The 20343-nt window shown below is 74.9% G+C and carries 18 protein-coding genes; 10 read left to right on the top strand and 8 right to left on the bottom strand.

The features are described from left to right. The first annotated feature begins 132 nt into the window (after window positions 1-132). Window positions 133-2631 (top strand): DUF4118 domain-containing protein, encoded by a 2499-nt coding sequence (locus AB0881_RS13265; protein WP_366616823.1) that lies wholly within the window; start codon window positions 133-135, stop codon window positions 2629-2631. Further along, window positions 2628-3305, top strand: a complete 678-nt coding sequence (locus AB0881_RS13260; protein ID WP_366616821.1) for a response regulator — start codon at window positions 2628-2630, stop codon at window positions 3303-3305. Before AB0881_RS13265 ends, AB0881_RS13260 begins: the two co-directional genes overlap by 4 nt. A 37-nt stretch (window positions 3306-3342) precedes the next feature. On the opposite strand, the gene AB0881_RS13255 is transcribed toward AB0881_RS13260, so the two are convergent. From AB0881_RS13255 to AB0881_RS13240, 4 genes are all read right to left on the bottom strand, one after another. Then, on the bottom strand, window positions 3343-3948 hold the full coding sequence (locus AB0881_RS13255) for an NAD(P)H-dependent oxidoreductase (RefSeq protein ID WP_366616819.1): 606 nt from the start codon (window positions 3946-3948) through the stop codon (window positions 3343-3345). A 40-nt stretch (window positions 3949-3988) separates the two neighbouring features. Next, the gene (locus AB0881_RS13250; RefSeq protein WP_366616818.1) at window positions 3989-5458 is read right to left on the bottom strand and encodes an ornithine decarboxylase; all 1470 of its coding nucleotides are present in this window, start codon (window positions 5456-5458) and stop codon (window positions 3989-3991) included. A gap of 46 nt (window positions 5459-5504) precedes the next feature. Further along, window positions 5505-5825: an STAS domain-containing protein gene (locus AB0881_RS13245; RefSeq protein WP_366616816.1), complete on the bottom strand. Its 321-nt coding sequence runs from the start codon at window positions 5823-5825 to the stop codon at window positions 5505-5507. A 114-nt stretch (window positions 5826-5939) separates the two neighbouring features. After that, window positions 5940-6818, bottom strand: a complete 879-nt coding sequence (locus tag AB0881_RS13240) for an SDR family oxidoreductase (RefSeq protein ID WP_366616814.1) — start codon at window positions 6816-6818, stop codon at window positions 5940-5942. 90 nt (window positions 6819-6908) lie between these two features. Between AB0881_RS13240 and AB0881_RS13235 the strand changes: the two genes are divergently transcribed. Further along, window positions 6909-7841 carry a phosphotransferase gene (locus AB0881_RS13235; protein ID WP_366616812.1) on the top strand — a complete coding sequence of 311 codons (933 nt, stop codon included), beginning with the start codon at window positions 6909-6911 and terminating at the stop codon, window positions 7839-7841. A gap of 48 nt (window positions 7842-7889) precedes the next feature. On the opposite strand, the gene AB0881_RS13230 is transcribed toward AB0881_RS13235, so the two are convergent. Beyond that, window positions 7890-8852 (bottom strand): sensor histidine kinase, encoded by a 963-nt coding sequence (locus AB0881_RS13230; protein WP_366616810.1) that lies wholly within the window; start codon window positions 8850-8852, stop codon window positions 7890-7892. Between the two features lie 194 nt (window positions 8853-9046). Then, window positions 9047-10177 carry a glutamate--cysteine ligase gene (locus AB0881_RS13225; protein ID WP_366616809.1) on the bottom strand — a complete coding sequence of 377 codons (1131 nt, stop codon included), beginning with the start codon at window positions 10175-10177 and terminating at the stop codon, window positions 9047-9049. Window positions 10178-10362: 185 nt separating this feature from the next. On the opposite strand from AB0881_RS13225, the gene AB0881_RS13220 reads away from it, so the two are divergent. Then, a complete protein-coding gene (locus AB0881_RS13220; protein ID WP_366616808.1) occupies window positions 10363-10503 on the top strand; it encodes a hypothetical protein in 141 nt (46 codons plus the stop codon). Window positions 10504-10614: 111 nt separating this feature from the next. Here the strand turns inward: AB0881_RS13220 and AB0881_RS13215 are convergent, their stop codons facing one another. Both AB0881_RS13215 and AB0881_RS13210 read right to left on the bottom strand, forming a co-directional pair. Beyond that, window positions 10615-10812 (bottom strand): HGxxPAAW family protein, encoded by a 198-nt coding sequence (locus AB0881_RS13215; RefSeq protein ID WP_366616807.1) that lies wholly within the window; start codon window positions 10810-10812, stop codon window positions 10615-10617. A 114-nt stretch (window positions 10813-10926) separates the two neighbouring features. Then, complete coding sequence (locus AB0881_RS13210) at window positions 10927-12105, bottom strand: acyl-CoA dehydrogenase family protein (RefSeq protein WP_366616805.1); 1179 nt, start codon at window positions 12103-12105, stop codon at window positions 10927-10929. A 156-nt stretch (window positions 12106-12261) separates the two neighbouring features. On the opposite strand from AB0881_RS13210, the gene AB0881_RS13205 reads away from it, so the two are divergent. The 6 genes from AB0881_RS13205 to AB0881_RS13180 all read left to right on the top strand — a co-directional run bounded on the left by AB0881_RS13205 (window position 12262) and on the right by AB0881_RS13180 (window position 20331). Then, entirely contained in the window at window positions 12262-14106 is a 1845-nt protein-coding gene (locus AB0881_RS13205; protein ID WP_366616803.1) for a methylmalonyl-CoA mutase subunit beta, read from the top strand. Further along, window positions 14103-16316: a methylmalonyl-CoA mutase gene (scpA, locus tag AB0881_RS13200; RefSeq protein ID WP_366616802.1), complete on the top strand. Its 2214-nt coding sequence runs from the start codon at window positions 14103-14105 to the stop codon at window positions 16314-16316. The genes AB0881_RS13205 and scpA overlap by 4 nt, the downstream gene beginning before the upstream one ends. Before the next feature lie 13 nt (window positions 16317-16329). Continuing rightward, a complete protein-coding gene (gene meaB, locus AB0881_RS13195; RefSeq protein ID WP_366616800.1) occupies window positions 16330-17307 on the top strand; it encodes a methylmalonyl Co-A mutase-associated GTPase MeaB in 978 nt (325 codons plus the stop codon). 30 nt (window positions 17308-17337) lie between these two features. Further along, on the top strand, window positions 17338-18321 hold the full coding sequence (locus AB0881_RS13190; protein ID WP_366616798.1) for a GNAT family N-acetyltransferase: 984 nt from the start codon (window positions 17338-17340) through the stop codon (window positions 18319-18321). Window positions 18322-18577: 256 nt separating this feature from the next. Then, the gene (locus AB0881_RS13185; RefSeq protein ID WP_366616797.1) at window positions 18578-19018 is read left to right on the top strand and encodes an HNH endonuclease; all 441 of its coding nucleotides are present in this window, start codon (window positions 18578-18580) and stop codon (window positions 19016-19018) included. Window positions 19019-19323: 305 nt separating this feature from the next. After that, window positions 19324-20331, top strand: coding sequence for a hypothetical protein (locus tag AB0881_RS13180; protein WP_366616795.1), 1008 nt, complete (start codon window positions 19324-19326; stop codon window positions 20329-20331). The last annotated feature ends 12 nt before the right edge of the window (window positions 20332-20343 follow it).

The raw sequence follows: 20343 nt of genomic DNA, 5'->3' as shown, positions 1-20343 counted from the left end.
GGGAGGACTCTGCCGTCGCCGCTTCGCTCCCGCGTGACCTGCGTCCGGGGCGGGACGCCGGTCGCCAGGGGTGCGGCGGCGCAGCGGGCGGAGGGCGCCGGGATGATGGGGAGCGGCCGGAAGGGGGTGGTCATGCGGCGGGGCGAGCTTCGCGTCTACCTGGGTGCCGCTCCCGGGGTGGGGAAGACGTACGCCATGCTCGCCGAGGGGCGGCGGCGGGCGGCGCGCGGGACCGACGTCGTCGTCGCGTTCGCCGAACCTCACGGGAGGGCGCTCACGGCGGCGCTGCTGGAGGGGCTGGAGTGCGTCCCGCGCCGGCGGGCGGTCTACCGGGGCGCGGAGTTCACCGAGATGGACGTCGACGCGGTGCTGGCGCGGGCGCCGGAGGTGGCGCTGGTGGACGAGCTGGCGCACACGAACGTCCCGGGCGGCGCGAACGCCAAGCGCTGGCAGGACGTCGAGCGGCTGCTGGACGCGGGGATCGACGTCGTGTCCACCCTGAACGTCCAGCACCTGGAGTCGCTGAACGACGTCGTCGAGGAGATCACCGGCGTCGCGCAGCGGGAGACCGTGCCCGACGAGGTCGTGCGGCGCGCCGCGCAGGTGGAGCTGGTCGACATGGCGCCGGAGGCGCTGCGGCGGCGGATGGCGCACGGGAACGTGTACCCGCCCGAGAAGGTCGACGCGGCGCTGTCGAACTACTTCCGCGTCGGCAACCTGACCGCCCTGCGCGAGCTGGCGCTGCTGTGGCTGGCCGAGAAGGTGGACGAGCAGCTCGGCCGCTACCGCGCCGAGCACGGGATCGCGGGCACGTGGGAGGCGCGCGAGCGGGTGGTGGTGGCGGTCACCGGCGGCCCGGAGAACGAGACGCTGGTCCGGCGGGCGGCGCGGATCGCGGCGCGGTCCAAGGGGGCCGACCTGCTGGCCGTGCACGTCGTGCCGGCGGGAGGCCGCAGCGGCGTGCCGGCCGGGCTGCGGGCGGCCGTCGAGGGGCTCGGCGGCACGTTCCACCAGGTGGTGGGGGACGACGTGCCGCGGGCGCTGATCGACTTCGCCCGTGCGGTGAACGCGACGCAGCTGGTCCTGGGGGCGTCGCGGCGGCGGCCGGCGGCGCGGCTGCTGCGGCCGGGCGTCGGCGCCGGCACGACGGCGCTGTCCGGCTCGATCGACGTGCACATCGTGAACCACGGGCAGGCGCGGCGGCGCACGCGCGGCGCCCGCCGCCGGCCGCCGGGGGTGTCGTGGGCGCGGCGGGCGGGCGCGTTCGCGCTGGCGGCGGCCGGGCTGCCCGCGATGACCGCCGGGCTGGCGCGGGTGCGGGACGACGTGTCGCTGCCGGGCGACATCCTGCTCTTTCTCGCCGCCGTCGTCGGCATCGCGCTGCTCGGCGGGATGTGGCCCGCGCTGGTCTCGGCGGTCGCCGCGTTCCTGCTGCTCAACTGGTACTTCACGCCGCCGTACCACCGCTGGACGATCGCGGAGTCCGACAACCTGCTGGCGCTGGCGGTGTTCGTGCTGGTGGGGGTGGCGGTGAGCGCGGTGGTCGACCACTCGGCGCGGCGCTCGCGGCGGGCGGCGGAGCTGGGGGCCGAGGCCGAGGTGCTGTTCACGCTGGCGGGGAACGTGCTGCGCGGCGAGCACGCGCTGGACGTCCTGCTGTCCCGGCTCCGGGAGACGTTCGGGCTGGTGTCGGTGACGCTGCTGGAACGCGCGGACGAGCGCTGGCAGGTCGTGGCGACCTCCGGCGGGCGCCCCTGCACCGTCCCGGAGGAGGCCGACACGGCGGTCCCGGCGGGGGAGGGCCTGGTGCTGGCGCTGCGCGGCCGCACCCTCCCGGCCGCCGACCGGCGCGTCCTGGAGGCGTTCACCGCGCAGGCCGCCGCGGCGCTGCGGCACCGGCGGCTGGCGGCGGAGGCGGAGCGGGCCGGGCCGCTGGAGGCCGCCGACCGGATGCGCACGGCGCTGCTGAACGCGGTGAGCCACGACCTGCGCACCCCGCTGGCCGGGGCGAAGGCCGCGGTGGAGAGCCTGCGGAACACCGGCATCGACTGGACGCCGGAGGAGCGCGCCGAGCTGGCCGACACGGCGAACGAGTCCCTCGAACGCCTCGACCGGCTGATCGCCAACCTGCTCGACATGAGCCGGCTGGAGGCCGGGGCGCTGGGCATGTTCACCCAGCCGCTGGCGCTCGACGAGATCGTCCCGCGCGCGCTGGACGACCTGGGCCCGCGGGCCCGCCGGGACGTCGCGGTGGAGATCCCGCCCGGCCTCCCCGAGATCCAGGCCGATCCGGCGCTGCTGGAGCGCGTCCTGGTGAACCTGGTCGGGAACGCGCTGCGCTACAGCCCGCCGGGGCGGCCCGTGCTGGTGTCGGCGGGCGCCATCAGGGACCGGGTCGAGCTGCGGATCGCCGACCGCGGCCCGGGCATCCCGGCCGCGGAGCGGGACCGGGTGTTCCGGCCGTTCCAGCGGCTGGACGACCGCGGCGGCCACGGCGGTGTGGGGCTCGGGCTCGCGCTGGCCCGGGGGCTCACCGAGGCGATGGGCGGCGAGGTCGTCCCCGAGGACACCCCGGGCGGGGGGCTCACGATGATCGTCGTGCTGCCGGTGGCGGAGAATGGACCACCATGACGCGAGTGCTGGTCGTCGACGACGAACCCCAGATCCTGCGGGCGCTGCGGATCAACCTGCGCGCCCGCGACTACGAGGTGGACACCGCCGCGGACGGCACCGAGGCGCTGCGCAAGGCGGGCTCCTGGCATCCCGACCTGATCGTCCTGGATCTCGGGCTGCCCGACATCGAGGGCCTGGACGTCATCCACGGCCTGCGCGGCTGGACGCCGACACCGATCATCGTGCTGTCCGGCCGGGCCGGCAGCCGGGACAAGGTCGAGGCGCTGGAGGCCGGCGCGGACGACTACGTGACCAAGCCGTTCACGATCGAGGAGCTGGTCGCGCGGATCCGGGCGGTGTCCCGCCGGGTGGGGCCGGGCGAGTCGGTCCCGTCGGTGGCGGTCGGCGGGCACACCGTCGACCTGGCGGGCAAGACCGTCACCGCCGCGGACGGGACGGCGCTGCGGCTGACCCCGACCGAGTGGCACCTGCTGGAGATCCTCGTCCGCAACCCGGGCAAGCTCATCAGCCAGCGGCAGCTGCTGGCGGAGGTGTGGGGCCCGCACTACACCAGCGAGACCCACTACCTGCGCCAGTACATGGCCCAGCTGCGCCGCAAGCTGGAGCCGGACCACACCCACCCGCGCCATCTGCTGACGGAGCCCGGCATGGGCTACCGCTTCCAGCCGTGACGGGCGCCGCGGCGCGCCAGGCCGGGCGCCCCGCGGCTCAGGACGGCGGGGCGGGGATGGGGCGGGCCGCCAGCGCCTCCGCGGCGGCGACCAGGTTGGAGGCCATCGCGCGGCCCGTCGAGGCCGACCAGTCCTTGCCCGCGTCGGAGTCGAGGTAGCTGGAGCCGGGGCCGGGGCCCTGGTTCCAGTACGTCCAGGCCTGGCCCGGGACGGTGTAGCCGAACTCGTTCAGCGAGTGCTGGATCTGGCCGATCACGTGGTGGGCGCCGTCCTCGTTGCCGGTGACGACCACGCCGGCGACCCGGTTGAAGCAGATGGGGCGGCCGTCGTCGTCGGTCTCCGACAGCATGGCGTCCATCCGCTCCAGGACCCGCTGGGCGATCGAGCACGGGTTGGCGGCCCAGGTGGGGGAGGCGATGACCAGGATCTCCGACTCGACGAGCCGGCGGTGGATGTCCGGCCAGGCGTCGCCCTCGCCCATGTCGGTCTGGACGCCCGGCTTGATGTCGTGGTCGACGGCGCGGATCTGGTGGACGTCCACTCCGCGCTTCTCCAGCTCGCCGACCACGATCTCGGTGAGGGCGCCGGTGTTGGACGGCTCCGGCGACGGCTTGAGCGTGCAGTTGATGACGACTGCCTTCACGGTTCCTCGTTTCGGTGGGACGGTTCGCTGGGACGTTTCGCTAGGACGGTTCCTCGATCTGGACCCGCACGGTGTCCAGCGCCGGGTCGGCGGCGTCGGGGACGACCATCCCGGCGGCGACGCCGGTGCGCAGGTAGTCCATGACCGGCGCGTTGATCCGCTCACCGGGCAGGACGGCGGGGATGCCGGGCGGGTACGGCGTCAGCATCTCGGCGGACAGCCGGCCCGCGGCCTCGGCCGCCGGGACGTGCTCGGCCGCGCCGAAGAAGGCGTCGCGGGGCAGGGTGACCTGCTCCAGCCGCAGCCCGCCCGGGTCGGGCACCCGCACGGCGGGGGCGCCGCGCAGCTCGGCCGCGTGCTCGGACACGTACCGCAGCGCGGCGAGGAGGGCGGAGACGGTGTCCTTGTCGTCGGCCTGGGTGATCTGCGCGCTGATCCGGCGGTGGTCGGCCAGGTGCAGGTTGACGCGGTGGGTCTCGCGGAGCCGGTCGGCGGCCCGGTAGCCGGAGCAGCCGAGCGCGGTGAGGTCGATGACGATCTGCAGCGGGTCGAGGTCGTGCGCGCGGCCCGCCGCGAGGAACGCGTCCCGCTCGACGTGCAGGCCCGGGATCCGCGCGATCTCGGTACGGGCGTGCGCGGCGAGGTCGAGGGCGTTCTGGAGGAGCCCGCGGCCCTCCTCCACCATCTGCCGCCGCCAGGCGTCCAGGCCGGCGTACAGCAGCACCGAGGGGCTGGTGGTGCCGAGCAGGTCCTCGCGGGCCTTGAGCACGACCGGGTCGACGAGATCGCCCTGCTGGTGGAAGACCGAGCCCTGCTCCAGGCCCATGCCCATCTTGTGCACGCTGGTGACGCAGACGTCGGCGCCCGCGTCCATGGCCCAGGACGGCAGGTCCGGGTGGAACGGCAGGTGCGCCCCCCACGCCTCGTCCACGATCAGCGGCCGGCCGCGGCGGTGGCACACGGCGGCGATGGCGGCCAGGCCGGCGCAGGTGCCGTACGGGGTGGGGCTGGTCACGAGGGCGCCGCGCGCGTCCGGGTGCTCCTCGAACCGGGCGGCGAACGCCTCGGGGGACGGCGGGTGCGCCAGGTGCCGTTCCGGGTCCCACTGCGGCTCGACCCAGATCGGCATGACGCCGCTGAGGATGAGGCCGGACACGACCGACTTGTGCGCGTCCCGCCCGACGAGGAGCTTCTCGCCGGGACCGGCGACCGACAGCATCGCGCTCTTGACCGACAGGGAGCTGCCGCACGTGGAGAAGAACGTCCGCTCGGCGTGGACGGCGTCGGCCATCAGCTCCTGGGCGCGTTCCAGCACCCCATGGGTGGAGCGGCGGTCGTCGAGCCCGGAGATCGCGAGGAGGTCCGAGCCGTACACGGCGTCGCCCAGGATCGCGCGCGCCCGCGGGTCGGCGCCCCGGCCCTGCTTGTGGCCGGGCGGGGTGAAGGGGGTCTGCCCTTCGCGCCGGTACGCCGCGATCGCGTCGAGCACGGGAGCCTGCGAGTGATCCATGCAGGGGCCTCTGCCCGATGGGCCCGCGGTCTAACGGGCGGTGCCGTCAGGTGACGGCGTCCTCCAGGCGTTCGTGCACGGTGAGGCGGCGGTTCAGGCCCGTCACGCTGAGGACCTTGCTGACCTGCGGGCGCGGCGCGACCAGAGAGAGGGCGCCGCCGGTGCCGCGGACGGCGGCGTCGTACTCGACCAGGACCGACAGCCCGCTGGAGTCGATGAACGTGAGCCGGCTGAGGTCGAGGACGATGCGGTCGCCGCGCGTCCGGCAGGCCGCGCGCAGGTGGTCGCAGAGGTCGTCGAGGTTCGTGACGTCGAGTTCCCCGCTGAGCGTGAGGACGGTGTGGCGGGCGTGTGAGCGTGTCGTCACCTGCAAGAGCTGCACCTGGACCATTCCCTCCGCGTCGGCTTCGGGCCCGGGCGGCTTCACTCGGTGCGCTACCCGGATATCGCGCAGGGAAAGCCCTCATGGCGGGACGAAGTGTCAGCCGCCGGATTCGGCGGCCGCGCCGCCCGCCCCCACCAGGCCGGTCTCGGCACCGGCCGCCAGCCAGTCGCGCTCGTGGCCGGCCATGACGCGCCGGGCGTGGCGGGTGATGACGGCGGGCAGCAGCGCGCGGGCGGCCTGCATGGCGGGCAGCCAGCGCTGCCCGTACACGTGCGGGCGGCGGGCGGCGACGCCGTCCAGGAGCCGGCCGACGGTGGGCTCCAGGGGGTAGGTGCGGTTGGCCGGCCACGGCAGGCCGGCGCGCATCCGGCGCAGCGCCTCGTTGCGGTCGGCGCCGCGCACCATGTCGGTGTCGGTCCAGCTCAGGTAGCCGATCCCGACCCCGACGCCGTGGTGGGCCAGCTCGGCGCGCAGCGAGTGCGCGAACGCCTCCACGCCCGCCTTGCTCGCCGCGTACGCGGCCATCATCGGGGCGGCGCACAGCGCGGCCAGCGAGGCGACCTGGAAGAAGTGGCCCCTGCTCGCGCGCAGCGCCGGGACGAACGCGCGGGCCGTGGCGACGCTGCCGAGGAGGTTGACCTCGATCACGCGGTTGAACGTGCGCGGGTCGGAGTACTCGACGGGACCGCCGGTGGCGATGCCCGCGTTGGCGATCACGACGTCGATCCGGCCGAAGTGCTCCGCGACCTCCCGGGCCACCGCGGCGAGCGCGGCGTCGTCGGTGACGTCGGCCTCCCACCAGCGGGCGCCGTTCCCGCACTCCCCGGCCGTCCTCGCCAGCTCGTCCGGCTCCAGGCCGAGCAGGGCGACCCGGCCGCCGCGGCGCGCGATCCCGCGGGCCAGCAGCGCGCCGAGGCCGCGCGCGGCGCCCGTGACCACGACCACCTTGCCGGTGAAGTCCCTGTTCCCGCCCATGCGCGGCCGCCCCTCTCGTCGGAAGTCCGAACGCAGCCTAGAGCATTGGACTACTTGTCAGTAACTCCGGGTCCGGTAGCGTCTTCCGTCATGGACGCGACGCCCCCGCAGTGGGCCCCCGAGCACGAGGTCGGCCCCGAGCTGGCGCGGCGGCTGGCGGCCGGCCGCTGGCCGGAGTTCCGCGACGCGCCCATGGAGCCGCTGGCCGCCGGCTGGGACAACACCGTCTTCACGGCGCGCGGCACGTGGGTCTTCCGCTTCCCGCGCCGCTCGATCGCGGTCCCGCTGGCCGAACGGGAGATCGCGGCGCTGCCGGTGCTCGCGCCTCGGCTGCCGCTGCCGGTCCCCGTGCCCGAGTACGTGGCCGAGGGCGGCTCGCCGGAGTACCCGTGGCCGTTCTGGGGCGCCCGGCTCGTGCCGGGACGCGAGCTCGCCGAGTCGGGGCTCCCCGAGGCCGGCCGCGAGCGCGCGGCCGCCGGCGCGGGCCGGTTCCTGCGCGCGCTGCACGACCCCGCGCTGCTCGCGGAGCCGGACCTGCCCGCCCTGCCCCGCGACCCGATGCGGCGGGGCGACGCCGCGTCCCGCGCCGGCCGGGCCCGGGCGGAGCTGGACGAGCTGGCGCGGGCCGGGCTCTGGGAACCGGACCCGGCCGCCGCGGCGCTGCTGGAGCGCGCCCATGGCGCGCCGCCGCTTGGCGCGACCGCGGTGTGCCACGGCGACCTGCACGTCCGCCACCTGCTCGTGGACGGCGAGGGCGCCGCCGCGGGCGTCATCGACTGGGGCGACCTGTGCGCGGCCGACCCCGCGATCGACCTGTCGCTGGCGTACGGCGGGTTCTCCGGGACGTCGCGCGCCGCGTTCCTGGCGGCCTACGGCCGCTCCCCGAGCCCGGAGCAGGAGCTGGCCGCGCGGGTCCTGGCGCTGTTCGTGTCCGCCGTCCTGGCCCGGTACGCGGCGGCCGAGGGGAACGGCCCGCTGCTCGCCGAGTCGCTCGCCGGCATCGGCCGGGCCACCGCGCCCTGACGGCCCCCTGACGGCCCGCTGAGGGCGGTCCGGAGACCCGGTCCGCGGTCAGATCCTGATGTAGGCGCGGATGGTGGTGCCCTCGGGCCCGGTGCGCAGCCGCACCAGGTCGGCCAGGTGGTTGACCATGAGCACGCCGCGGCCGCCGCCGGTGCTGAGCCCCACCGGGATCCGCCCGACCAGCGGATCGGTGATCCGCCCGGCGTCGCGGACCTCGCAGACGACATGGCCGTCCTCCGCCCAGATCCGCAGCAGGCCGGTGCCGCCGCCGTGCCGCGCCGAGTTGGCGGCCAGCTCGTTGACCGCCAGCTCCAGATCGCCCGCCCGGCGGGGGCCGAGCCCGAGCTCGGCGGCGGTCCGCAGCGCGATCGCGCGGACCCGGGGGATGGCGTCCAGGTCGAACGGCGTGGGCTCCACGTCCGCCCGCTCGGGCAGCGGCCGGTTGCAGTCCTCGATGACCCGGCCGGGCGCGTACTCGGGGCTGGGCCGCTCCCCGTCCCCGTCGCGGATCACCGGGTGGGTGGCGCGCGCGTCGGCGATCGCGTCCGGGTCGAGGCCCGCGACGTCGTACGGGCACAGGATCGTGGCGTCCCGCCCGGCGAACGCCAGGTTGATCAGCGCCTCGTGCAGCACGCAGGCGGGGTACTCAGTGGCCGAGCGGCCCGGCCAGATCGGCTCGCCGATGATGCGGACCGGGCCCGCGTGCCGGTCGGCGAACGCCCGCAGCACGCCCGGGATGATCCGGCCGGGGTTGCGCCCGGCCTCGGTCATGTCGAGCCACCGCACGTGCTCGGCCGCGCCGCCGCCCGCGGCGCGCACCGCCGCCCGCAGCGGCTCCAGCCGGGCCGGCGGGACGGCCACGGCCACCGGCTCGCCGGCCGCGTGCCCCTCCAGGACGAACGGCAGCGTCCCGGCGAGGTACTCGTCGGCGTCCCGGTAGAACAGCGCCGGATGCACGAACGTCTCGTCCGGCCCCGTCATCTGCGGCCCGGTCGTCTGCGGCCCCGTCATCTGCGGCTCCGCGCCGGCGGGGCCGTGCGCACCATCGGACGGAGCGGATGGTGCAGGGTCATACGCGAGTCCTCCCCGGCCGGGACGCGGCCTCCATCCTGACCGCTACCCCTCCGGCCGTGCCGAAAAACGAGGGTGTACGGGCCGCGAGGGCCGGCCCGGTCCCCATCTCTACCAGGGAGGATAGCGTCCGTTCAGCCCGCGGGTGGGTGGCGGGGCTCACCCGGGCCGCCGGCACCGGCCACCGGGATCATCGCGGCGTCCACCACGTCGGTGAGCAGATCGCGGCGCCGGTAGGCCGCCCGCTGGCGCTCCGCGCCGGTGCCCCGGTCCAGCAGCTCCCGCATCCCGGCGGCGACGAGGCCGAGGTCGCCGGTCCGGGCGAGGGCGGGCCGCACGTGCGCCAGCAGGTCGCCGGCCAGCGCTCGGAACGGGACCGGCCGGCCGGTGCGGACGTCGACGCCGTCCCCCGCCAGCCCGTTGCGGGCGGCCAGCCAGTACGCGGCGCGCAGCAGCTCGGGCGGGGGCTCGGGGGCCGGCTCGCCAGCCTCGACGGCGTCCAGCGAGACCTGCACCAGGGCCCGGGTCAGCACGGCGAACAGCACCGACTCGGCCGCCGTCATCGCCACGTCGCCGAGCCGGACCTCCAGCGTGGGCAGCCGCGCCGACGGCCGCACGTCCCAGAAGATCGTCGCGGTGTCCATCAGCGCCCCGCAGCCCAGCAGCGTCTCCACCAGCTCCTCGTAGTGCTCGGGGGAGCGGAAGAACGGCGGCGGGCCCGCGACCGGCCAGCGCGCCCACGACATCACCCGCCAGCAGGCGTGCCCGGTGTCGCGGCCGGCCCAGTACGGGGAGTTGGCCGACAGCGCCAGCAGCGCCGGCAGCCACGGCCGCAGATGGTTGCTGACCAGCACGGCGCGCCCCGGATCGGGCATCTCGACGTGCACGTGGCAGGAGCAGATGCACTGCTCGTCGTCCAGCGCCCGGTAGGTGGCCAGGCTCTCGGCGTACCGCGCGCCCGCGCCGATCGGCGGCGGCAGCAGCTCGCCCAGCACCGGCGTGCCGGTGGCGACCAGCCGCAGGCCCTCGGCGGCCGCGGCCGCGGCCATCGCCGAGCGCATCTCCGCGACCTGCTCGGCCAGCTTGGCCGAGTCGTGGCACGGGCTGGTCTTCGCCTCGCCGAGGAAGTCGATCAGCTCGGTCGAGGCCCGCTCGCCCAGCGTGGCCGACGCCCGTTCCACCACGGCGGGCGCGCGCGGGACGACCTTCCGGGAGCTTGGGTCGGCGACGAAGTACTCTTCCTCGACTCCGAACCTGAGGGCCATCCCCACCACCTGGTGCTCGGGGGCGTCGAAGGCGGCCGCGTCTTCGGGGCCACCCCGACGTTACGTGGCGGCGGGCGGGTTCGCATCCCTCGACCCCGGCGGGGCCGGTTCGCCGGGCGTGTCACGGGCAAGCCGAAAACAGCGGAAAAGGGAGAACGCCCCCGAGGGAAAGGAAGGTGGTGGCGATGGCGGACGGCTCGACCGCGCTCGGACTGCTCCTCGTCCTCGGCGCCGTCGCGGTCCTGGCGCTCGTCGCCCTGATCTACCTGGGCGGCCGGCGGCGCCCGCCGGACGACACCGCCCGCGCCCGCTGGCGCGGCCGGTGACCCGCGGCCGCGAAGGCGGCCGGAACGGCGTCGTCCCCCGCTCGGGACGCCGGGCGGGGAACCGCCCGGCGAGCGGGGGACGATCGGGGCGGCGGCACGGCGCCGCGGGCGTCAGTCGGTGACGACGTCGGTCATGATGTCGACGAGCAGGGCGAGCACCCCGCCGAGGACGACGACCCCGGCACCGGCCCAGAACATGGGCCAGTTCGGGCCGAGGCACAGCGCCACCCCGCCCACGGTGAAACCGATGAAGATCACGGCCACGGCGATCCAGGACTTCGGCCGTCCCGCGTGGCTGCCAGTCGACATGCGTATTTCCCTCTTGTCTGTCTTCGGGGGCGAGGCTACGCCCGAAGATTAGCAATGCCCGGCCGGAACGCCGATCCGGGGTGCCCCGGAAGCGCCGCGCCCTCAGCCGCGCTCTCAGACGAACGCGCCCATCCCGGTGGCGGCGCGGCCGACGATCAGCGTGTTGATCTCCCGGGTGCCCTCGTAGGAGTAGAGCGCCTCGGAGTCGGCCACGAACCGGCCGATGTCGTAGTCCAGGACGATCCCGTTGCCCGCCATGAGCTCGCGCCCCCAGCCCACCGCCTCGCGCATCCGGCTGGTGCAGTACGCCTTGGCCAGCGCCGAGTGCTCGTCGCGGTACTGGCCCGCGTCCTGGAGCTGCGCGAGCCGCACCACCATGCCCAGGCAGGCGGTCGCGTTGCCCAGCATCCGCACCAGCAGGTCCTGGACGAGCTGGAACTTGGCGATGGGCCGGCCGAACTGCTCGCGCTCGATCGCGTACCGGCGGGCGATCTCGTAGGCGGCCAGCATCACGCCGACCGCCTGCCAGGCCACGCCGCTGCGGGTGCGGCGCAGGATCGCGGCGGTGTCGCGGAACCCCTCCGCCCCCTGCAGCCGGTCGGCCTCGGGCACCCGGCAGCCGTCGAACGCCAGGTCGGCGTTCTGCACGGTGCGCAGCGCGATCTTGTGCTCGATCCTGGTGGCGGTGAGCCCGGGGCTGTCGCCCGCCACCACGAACCCCTTGACCTTGTCGTCCGCCTCGTCCTTGGCCCAGACGACCAGCAGGTCGGCGAACGTGCCGTTCCCGATCCAGCGCTTGGCGCCGTTCAGGATCCACGTGCCGCCCTCGCGCCGGGCGGTGGTGCGCAGCCCGAGGGAGACGTCCGAGCCGCCGCCGGGCTCGGTGAGCGCGAACGCCCCGATCCTCTCCATCCGCCCCATCTCCGGCAGCCACCGCCGGCGCTGCTCCGGGGAGCCGCAGCGGGCGATGCTGCCCATCGCCAGCCCCGAGTGCACGCCGAAGAACGTGGCCATGGACGGGTCCACCCGCGCCATCTCCAGCGCCAGGAACCCGGTCAGCATGCTGCTCGGCGGCTCTCCCGGGCACTCGTCGTAGCCGAGCCCCGCGATGTCCAGCTTCCCGAACTCCGGCACCAGATCGAACGGGAACTCGGCACGCGCCCAGCACTCGTTGGCGATCGGCGCGACCTTCGCCTCCAGGAACGCCCTGACGCGCGCCAGGATGTCCTTCTCGCGCTCGTCGAGCAGGTCCTGCATCTGGTAGAGATCGCCGGGCAGCGGTTCTGGAGTCATGGCCTCCCCCTTCCCGGCGGCCCGGCCGGTAACCGGGACCTTCGTCCCGCGCGGCCCTGCTCGGCCCCGCTCGGCCCCCCGCCCGGCCCCCGCCCGGTCCCGCTGAACGGGCCCCGGCCGGAATCGGTGAGCACTTGCTCGCCTAACATCCAGGGCATGACGGTGCCGCCTGAAGAACTCGAACTGGCCGCCGCCTTCCCCCCGGCGGAACGCGACCGGTGGCGGGAGATGGTGAGAGGGGTGCTCCGCAAGTCCGGCGTGGCGAGCGACGACACCCCCTTGGAGGAGATCGAGGGTCTGCTGACCCGCGATTCGTACGACGGCGTGCCGGTGGCAGCGCTGTACACGGCCGGCGACGCCGCGCCCGGCAGGCCGGGGCTGGCGCCCCGCCTCCGCGAGGTGCGGCCGGAGGGCGAGGGCCTGGCGGGCTGGGACGTCCGGCAGCGGCACGCCCACCCCGACCCGGCGGCGACCCGCGAGGCCGTCCTCGCCGACCTTGAGAACGGCGCCACCTCGCTGTGGCTGGAGCTGGGCCAGGCCGGCCCGCCCGCCGACGCGCTCGCCGAGGTGCTGCGCGGCGTCCACCTGGACCTGGCGCCCGTCGTGCTGGACGCGGGCGCCGACACCGCGCGGGCCGCCGAGGCGTTCCTCGCGCTGGTCGCCGAGCGCGGGCAGGCCGCCGAGGCCGCCGGCAACCTGGGCGCCGACCCGCTCGGCCTCCAGGCCCGCACCGGCACGGCCGCGCCGCTCGCCGAGGCCGCCGCGCTCGCCGTGCGGTGCGCGCGCGAGTTCCCCCGGCTGCGCGCGATCACGGTCGACGCGACCCCGTACCACGACGCGGGCGGCGGCGACGCCGAGGAGCTCGGCGCGGCGATGGCCGCCGGGGTCGCCTACCTGCGCGCCCTCACGGACGCCGGCCTGGGCCTGGACGAGGCGTTCGGGCAGCTGGAGTTCCGGCTCGCCGTCAACGCCGACCAGTTCATGTCGATCGCCAAGCTGCGCGCCGCGCGGCGCCTGTGGGCCCGCGTGGCCGAGGTCTGCGACCCGGCCGGCGCGGCCGGGGACGCGCGGATCGCCCGGCTGCACGCGGTGACCTCCTCGGCGATGATGACCCGCCGCGACCCGTGGGTGAACATGCTGCGCACCACCGTCGCCGCGTTCGCGGCCGGCGTGGGCGGCGCGGACGCCGTCACCGTCCAGCCGTTCGACGCCCGGCTCGGCCTGCCCGACGACTTCGCCCGCCGGATCGCGCGCAACACCCAGACGCTGCTGCTGGAGGAGTCCAGCCTGGCCCGCGTGGTCGACCCCGCGGGCGGGTCCTGGTACGTCGAGCGGCTCACCGAGGAGCTGGCCCAGGCCGCATGGACCTGGTTCACCGAGATCGAGAAGGCCGGCGGCCTGGCCGCCGCCCTCGAATCCGGCCTGGTCGCCGGCCGGCTGGCCGCCACCTGGGAGCGCCGCCGCAGGGACCTCGCGCGCCGCAAGGCCCCGCTGACCGGCGTCAGCGAGTTCCCGAACCTGGCCGAGAGGCTGCCCGAGCGCGCGCCGGCCCCCGAGGGCCCCGCCGCGGCGCCCGGCGGGCTGCCGGTCGTCCGGTACGCGCAGGACTTCGAGGCGCTGCGGGACCGTTCCGACGCGCACGCCGCGGCCACCGGCGCCCGCCCGAAGGTCTTCCTGGCCACGCTGGGGCCGATCGCCGTGCACACCGCGCGCGCCTCGTTCGCCGCCAACCTGTTCCAGGCCGGCGGGATCGAGACCGTCGCCGGCGAGCCGGGCGCGTTCGCCGCCTCGGGCGCGGCCGTCGCGTGCCTGTGCTCCAGCGACAAGCTGTACGCCGAGCAGGCCGAGGAGGCCGCCCGCGCCCTCAAGGAGGCCGGAGCGGTGAAGGTCTGGCTGGCGGGTAAGGGTTCCTACGAGGGAGTGGACTCCCACGTCTTCGCCGGATGCGACGCGGTGGACGTGCTGGAGACCACCCTCGACGATCTAGGAGTGAACCGATGATCCCCGACTTCTCCGAGATCGGGCTCGGGACGGCGGCCCCCGCCGAGGAGGCCGCCAAGCGCTGGCGTGCGGCCGTCGCCGACGCCACCGGGCGCGACCCGGACGCCGAGACCTGGGACACCCCCGAGGGCATCGGGGTCAAGCCCCTCTACACCGGCGACGACCTGGCCGGCCTCGACTTCCTGGACACCCTCCCGGGTATCGCGCCGTACCTGCGCGGCCCGTACCCGGCGATGTACGCCACCCAGCCGTGGACGATCCGGCAGTACGCCGGGTTCTCCACCGCCGAGGAGTCCAACGCCTTCTACCGGCGCAACCTCGCCGCCGGGCAGAAGGGCCTGTCGGTGGCGTTCGACCTGGCCACCCACCGCGGCTACGACTCCGACCACCCGCGGGTGGCCGGCGACGTCGGCATGGCGGGCGTGGCGATCGACTCGATCTACGACATGCGGCAGCTGTTCGACGGGATCCCCCTCGACCGGATGACCGTGTCGATGACCATGAACGGCGCGGTGCTGCCCGTCCTGGCGCTCTACATCGCGGCCGCCGAGGAGCAGGGGGTGAAGCCCGAGCAGCTGGGCGGCACCATCCAGAACGACATCCTCAAGGAGTTCATGGTCCGCAACACCTACATCTACCCGCCGCGGCCGTCGATGCGGATCATCTCCGACATCTTCGCGTTCACCTCGCAGCGGATGCCGAAGTACAACTCGATCTCGATCTCCGGCTACCACATCCAGGAGGCCGGGGCCACCGCCGACCTGGAGCTGGCCTACACCCTCGCGGACGGCGTGGAGTACATCCGGGCGGGCCGCGAGGCGGGGCTCGACATCGACGCGTTCGCGCCGCGGCTGTCGTTCTTCTGGGCGATCGGCATGAACTTCTTCATGGAGGTCGCCAAGCTCCGCGCCGCGCGCCTCCTTTGGGCGAAGCTCGTGAAGGGCTTCGACCCGAAGAACCCCAAGTCGCTGAGCCTGCGGACGCACTCGCAGACCTCCGGCTGGTCGCTGACCGCGCAGGACGTCTTCAACAACGTCGCCCGCACCTGCGTCGAGGCGATGGCGGCGACGCAGGGGCACACCCAGTCGCTGCACACCAACGCCCTCGACGAGGCGCTGGCCCTGCCGACCGACTTCTCCGCCCGCATCGCGCGCAACACCCAGCTGCTCCTCCAGCAGGAGTCGGGCACCACCCGCACGATCGACCCGTGGGGCGGCAGCGCGTACGTCGAGCGCCTCACCTACGACCTCGCCCGCCGCGCGTGGGGGCACATCCAGGAGGTCGAGGAGGCCGGCGGCATGGCCAAGGCCATCGACGAGGGCCTGCCGAAGCTGCGCATCGAGGAGGCCGCCGCCCGCACCCAGGCGCGCATCGACTCGGGCCGCCAGCCCGTCATCGGCGTCAACAAGTACCGGCCGGACGCCGACGAGAGCATCGAGGTGCTCAAGGTCGACAACGCCTCCGTCCGCGCCCAGCAGATCGAGAAGCTGCGCCGGCTCCGCGAGGAGCGCGACGAGACCGCCGCCCAGGCCGCGCTGAACGCCCTCACCAACGCGGCCGAGGCCGCCGAGCGCGGCGACCGGCCGGCCGACCTGGCGCACAACCTGCTCGCCCTGGCCGTGGACGCGGCCCGCGCCAAGGCCACCGTCGGCGAGATCTCCGACGCGCTGGAGAGGTCGTACGGGCGGCACGCCGCGCAGATCCGTACGATCTCCGGCGTGTACCGGGAGGAGGCGGGCAAGGTGAGCGCGATCGAGAAGGCCCGCGCGGCCACCGCCGCGTTCGAGGAGGCCGAGGGCCGGCGGCCCCGGATCCTGGTCGCCAAGATGGGCCAGGACGGCCACGACCGCGGCCAGAAGGTGATCGCCACCGGCTTCGCCGACCTGGGCTTCGACGTCGACGTGGGCCCGCTGTTCCAGACCCCGGCCGAGGTCGCCCGGCAGGCGGTGGAGGCCGACGTGCACATCGTCGGCGTCAACTCGCTGGCCGCCGGCCACCTCACGCTGGTCCCCGCGCTGCGCGAGGAGCTGGCCGCGCTGGGCCGCGACGACGTCATGATCGTGGTCGGCGGGGTCATCCCGCCGCAGGACTTCGACGAGCTGCGCGCCGCCGGCGCGGCCGCGATCTTCCCGCCCGGCACCGTCCTCGCCGACGCCGCGGCGGGGCTCCTGGAGGATCTCGCGACCCGCCTGGGGCACAGCGCCGCATGACCGGGGAACGCGCATGAGGCACGGCCTCGACGACTACGTCGAAGGGGTGCGGGAGGGCTCCCGGGCGTGGATCGCCCGCGCGATCACGCTCGTGGAGTCCACCCGGCCCGACCACCGGGAGCTGGCCCAGCGGCTGCTCGTGGAGCTGACCCCGCACGCCGGCGGCGCCCGCCGGATCGGCATCACCGGCGTGCCCGGGGTCGGCAAGTCCACGTTCATCGACGCCCTGGGCACCAACCTGACGGGCGCCGGGCACCGGGTGGCGGTGCTGGCCGTCGACCCGTCGTCCACCCGCACGGGCGGCAGCATCCTCGGCGACAAGACGCGGATGCAGCGCCTGGCGGCCGACCCGGACGCGTTCATCCGGCCGTCGCCGACCGCGGGGACGCTCGGCGGCGTGGCCAAGGCGACCCGCGAGGCGATGGTCGTGATGGAGGCCGCGGGCTACGACGTCGTGCTCGTCGAGACCGTCGGGGTCGGGCAGTCGGAGACGACGGTGGCCGAGATGGTCGACTCGTTCCTCTTCCTGACGCTGGCCCGGACCGGCGACCAGCTCCAGGGCATCAAGAAGGGCGTGCTGGAGCTGGCCGACGTCATCGCGGTCAACAAGGCCGACGGGCCCCACGCGATGGAGGCGAAGCGGGCGGCGCGGGAGCTGGCCGGGGCGCTGCGGATGCTGCGCAGCGACGAACGGGTCCACGACACGCCGGTCCTGACCTGCAGCGCGCTGGACAACAAGGGGCTGGACACCGTCTGGGAGCACCTGGTCGAGCACCAGGAGCGGCTGGCAGCCGGCGGCGAGCTGGAGCGGCGCCGCAGGCGCCAGCAGGTCGGCTGGACGTGGTCGATGGTCCGCGACCGGCTGCTCACCGAGCTGCACGAGCACCCCGCCGTACGGGACATGGCGCCCGACCTGGAGCGCGCGGTCGCCGACGGCACGCTGACGCCCGCGCTGGCCGCCGAGCGGATCCTGGCCGCGTTCACCCGGTGACGAGCGCCGCGATCCTGTAGAACAGGGTGGATGGACGTCATCACGCTCGATGATCCGACGGACGAGCAGATCGAGCAGTGGCACGCCGTGCTCGTGGCGGTCCACGCGGCGGAGCCGGCCGGCGACCCCGCGCCCGCCCTGGAGCAGACGGCGCGCCATCTGATGGGCGCGGAGCGCCGATTGTGGGCCGCGGTCGAGGACGGCGCGGCGGTCGCGGTCGCCGAGCTGCGGCTGCCGGGCGGGCCGGGCGCCGACCGGCCGGGGGAGATCGACATCCGGGTCCGGCCGGGGTACCGGCGGCACGGCCTCGGCACCCGGCTGATGGCGGTCGCGGCCGAGGGGCTGCGCGCCGACGGGCGCGGCAGCGTCATCGCCCAGGTCCTGGCGGGCACGCCCGCCGTCCCGTTCCTGGAGTCGCACGGCTTCGTCTGCGTCCTGACCCTCAGCGGCCTGCTGCTGAGCCTGGACGACCTGCCGCCGCACCGGGTGCCGGAGCTGGTCGCGGCGGGCCCGGCCGGGTACGAGCTGGTCCGCTGGCGCGGCGCCGTGCCGGACGAGTACGCCGACGCGCTGGCCCGCGCCAAGGACGCGATGGCCGACCTCGCCGAGTACGAGGGGCTGCCGTGGGACGCCGCGCGCGTCCGCGAGATGGCCGAGATGGTCGCCAAGCGCGGCGACGACCTCTACACCGTGGCCGCCGTCCAGGGCACCACCGTCGCCGGGTTCACCGAGATCGTCGTCCCGGCCGACGCGCCGGAGCGGGCCGCGCAGTACGACACCGCGGTCGTCCCCGAGCACCGCGGCCGCCGCATCGGGATCTGGGTCAAGGCCGCCATGCTGGAGTGGCTGGCCGCCGAGCGCCCCGAGGTCCGCGAGATCGAGACCGACAACGCCGGCGACAACGCGCACATGCTGGCCGTCAACGAGGAACTCGGGTTCCGCCGCCAGCGCGAGTCGTGCGAGTACCAGGCCGCCGCCGCTGATCTTCCGTACCTTCACGGAACGTCGCCGTAGCCTCCCTTTCCGCGCGACTTCCCGTTCGCCCGTGACGCCCCGGCCGGCCGGCCGCCGGGCGCCGGACGGCCCTGCGCGCCGGGCCGTCCGGCCGGAAAAACGCCTTGCCGTCCACCGCGGGAATCGGCACTCTGAGGTGGGCCTTTCGGAATGCCCGGAAGGTTCCCGCAATTAGCGGGCCATTCTTCCGCCGTTCATTGGCGATCGCCTCGGCGTTCGGCCATTCACGGCGGAGTGGACGGAAAGGAGGTGACCGGTGAACGTACTCGTCCTGAACGCGTCGTACGAGCCGCTGCAGAAAGTCGACCTGCGGCACGCCATCCGCATGCTGGTACGCGAGGTGGCCGTGGTGGAGGAGGCCGAGGAGGGCCGCACCATGGGCCGCTACCCCGTGCCGCGGGTGCTGCGGCTCGTGCGGTACGTGGCGATGCGCTGGCGGCACGGCCGGCGCCCGCCCTGGAGCAAGCGCGGCGTCTACCTGCGCGACCGCGGCCTGTGCGGCTACTGCGGCCGGCGCGGTCACACCATCGACCACATCATGCCGCGCTCGCGCGGCGGCGCCGACTCCTGGGAGAACACCGTCCTGGCCTGCGGCAAGTGCAACAACCGCAAGGGCGACCGCACCCCGGCCGAGGCCGGCATGCGGCTGGGCGCCCGCGCCCGCGTCCCCCGCTGGGAGGACCTCGTCGGCCTCTGATCCGGCCGCGGTCCCCCGCCCGCCCCTCGCCCTCCGCTCTCGTCCGGCCCGTTCCACGTGAGTCACCTCACACCCCCCCGGCCCCGCCGGAGCCGTAACCGCCCCCTGCCCGCCGCGCCGCGGGCGGGGGGCGATCGCGTGGTGCGGGCGCCATCCGGGCGCCTCGCACTCCCCTTCATATTGCGATAAGGCCCCCTTCCGGTAGTTTTAAGGTGACTCTGCGTATTGATCTGAGTATCGCAAGTCAATTACGGGTCTGTGGTAGCGTGCCGCCAATCTTGCTGGATGGTGCTAAGGAGAAAGCAGTGGCGGCCCACGGTCCCGACGGCGCGAAGCGCGGCTCCTTCCGTTCCCGCATCGCCCGGCGCGGTGTCGCCGTCGTGGCGGTGGCGGCGATCACGGCCGCGCTGCCGCAGGCCGCGGGCACCGCGGCCGAGCCGAAGAAGGACCCGGCGAAGGAGCTGGCCAAGCTGGAGAAGCGGGCCAGCGCGCTCTCCAAGGAGTACCGCGGCGAGCTGATCACGCTGGACGAGGCCAAGAAGGCCGCCAAGCGCGCCAAGGCCGACGCCGAGCGGCTCGGCCGCGAGTACGAGACCGCCCGCGGCGACGTCAGCCGGATCGCCGCCTCCACGTACATGAGCGGCCGGATGGACACCATCCCGCTGGTCACCGCCGGCGACCCCAACGCCGCCGTCCGGGACGCCGCCGTCCTCGAGCACCTGTCCCGCAACAACGGCCGGCGCGTCCAGGACCTGCAGAAGCTGTCCGTCCAGGCAACGAAGTCGCGGCAGGCGGCCGGCGCCAAGGTCGACCAGGTCCGCAAGGAGATCGAGGACCTGGAGGGCCAGCGCACCCGCGTCCGCAAGCTGATGGCCAAGTACAAGCCCGAGACCCCGTCGTCGGGCGGCTCGTCCGGCCGGCCGGACGGGGTGAGCGGCGGCACCAAGTCGACGATCACCGGCAACTCGATGACCGCCCGCATGCGCACCGTGCTCAACGCCGTCGACTCCAAGTTCGGCCCGTTCCCCGCCATCGGCTGCGCCCGCCCCGGCGACCCGCAGGACCACGGCTCCGGCCGGGCCTGCGACTTCATGGAGAGCACCGGCGGCCAGATGCCGAGCGCCTCCGCCCGCGCCCACGGCGACGCGGTCGCCCAGTACGTCATCGACAACGCCTCCCGGTTCGGGATCAAGTACGTGATCTGGCGCCAGCGCATCTACGACATGCGCGGCAGCGGCGGCTGGCGGCAGATGGAGGACCGCGGCAGCGTCACCCAGAACCACTACGACCACGTCCACGTATCCGTGCTCTGAACCCGGGTAGGC

It is taken from the genome of Spirillospora sp. NPDC029432, from assembly GCF_040703975.1.
GTDB lineage: Bacteria > Actinomycetota > Actinomycetes > Streptosporangiales > Streptosporangiaceae > Spirillospora.
Note: the sequence above shows the minus strand (reverse complement) of the source record. Positions and strands in the feature narration are given on the sequence as shown.

Excerpts from the sequence above, each read along its gene's own strand:
- AB0881_RS13265 (WP_366616823.1), top strand. The coding sequence starts at position 133 with ATGCGGCGGGGCGAGCTTCGCGTCTACCTGGGTGCCGCTCCCGGGGTG.
- scpA (WP_366616802.1), top strand. The coding sequence starts at position 14,103 with ATGATCCCCGACTTCTCCGAGATCGGGCTCGGGACGGCGGCCCCCGCC.
- AB0881_RS13215 (WP_366616807.1), bottom strand. The coding sequence starts at position 10,812 with ATGTCGACTGGCAGCCACGCGGGACGGCCGAAGTCCTGGATCGCCGTG.
- AB0881_RS13210 (WP_366616805.1), bottom strand. The coding sequence starts at position 12,105 with ATGACTCCAGAACCGCTGCCCGGCGATCTCTACCAGATGCAGGACCTG.
- AB0881_RS13225 (WP_366616809.1), bottom strand. The coding sequence starts at position 10,177 with ATGGCCCTCAGGTTCGGAGTCGAGGAAGAGTACTTCGTCGCCGACCCA.
- AB0881_RS13260 (WP_366616821.1), top strand. The coding sequence starts at position 2,628 with ATGACGCGAGTGCTGGTCGTCGACGACGAACCCCAGATCCTGCGGGCG.
- AB0881_RS13235 (WP_366616812.1), top strand. The coding sequence starts at position 6,909 with ATGGACGCGACGCCCCCGCAGTGGGCCCCCGAGCACGAGGTCGGCCCC.
- AB0881_RS13220 (WP_366616808.1), top strand. The coding sequence starts at position 10,363 with ATGGCGGACGGCTCGACCGCGCTCGGACTGCTCCTCGTCCTCGGCGCC.
- AB0881_RS13240 (WP_366616814.1), bottom strand. The coding sequence starts at position 6,818 with ATGGGCGGGAACAGGGACTTCACCGGCAAGGTGGTCGTGGTCACGGGC.
- AB0881_RS13250 (WP_366616818.1), bottom strand. The coding sequence starts at position 5,458 with ATGGATCACTCGCAGGCTCCCGTGCTCGACGCGATCGCGGCGTACCGG.
- AB0881_RS13230 (WP_366616810.1), bottom strand. The coding sequence starts at position 8,852 with ATGACGGGGCCGCAGACGACCGGGCCGCAGATGACGGGGCCGGACGAG.
- meaB (WP_366616800.1), top strand. The coding sequence starts at position 16,330 with ATGAGGCACGGCCTCGACGACTACGTCGAAGGGGTGCGGGAGGGCTCC.
- AB0881_RS13205 (WP_366616803.1), top strand. The coding sequence starts at position 12,262 with ATGACGGTGCCGCCTGAAGAACTCGAACTGGCCGCCGCCTTCCCCCCG.
- AB0881_RS13190 (WP_366616798.1), top strand. The coding sequence starts at position 17,338 with ATGGACGTCATCACGCTCGATGATCCGACGGACGAGCAGATCGAGCAG.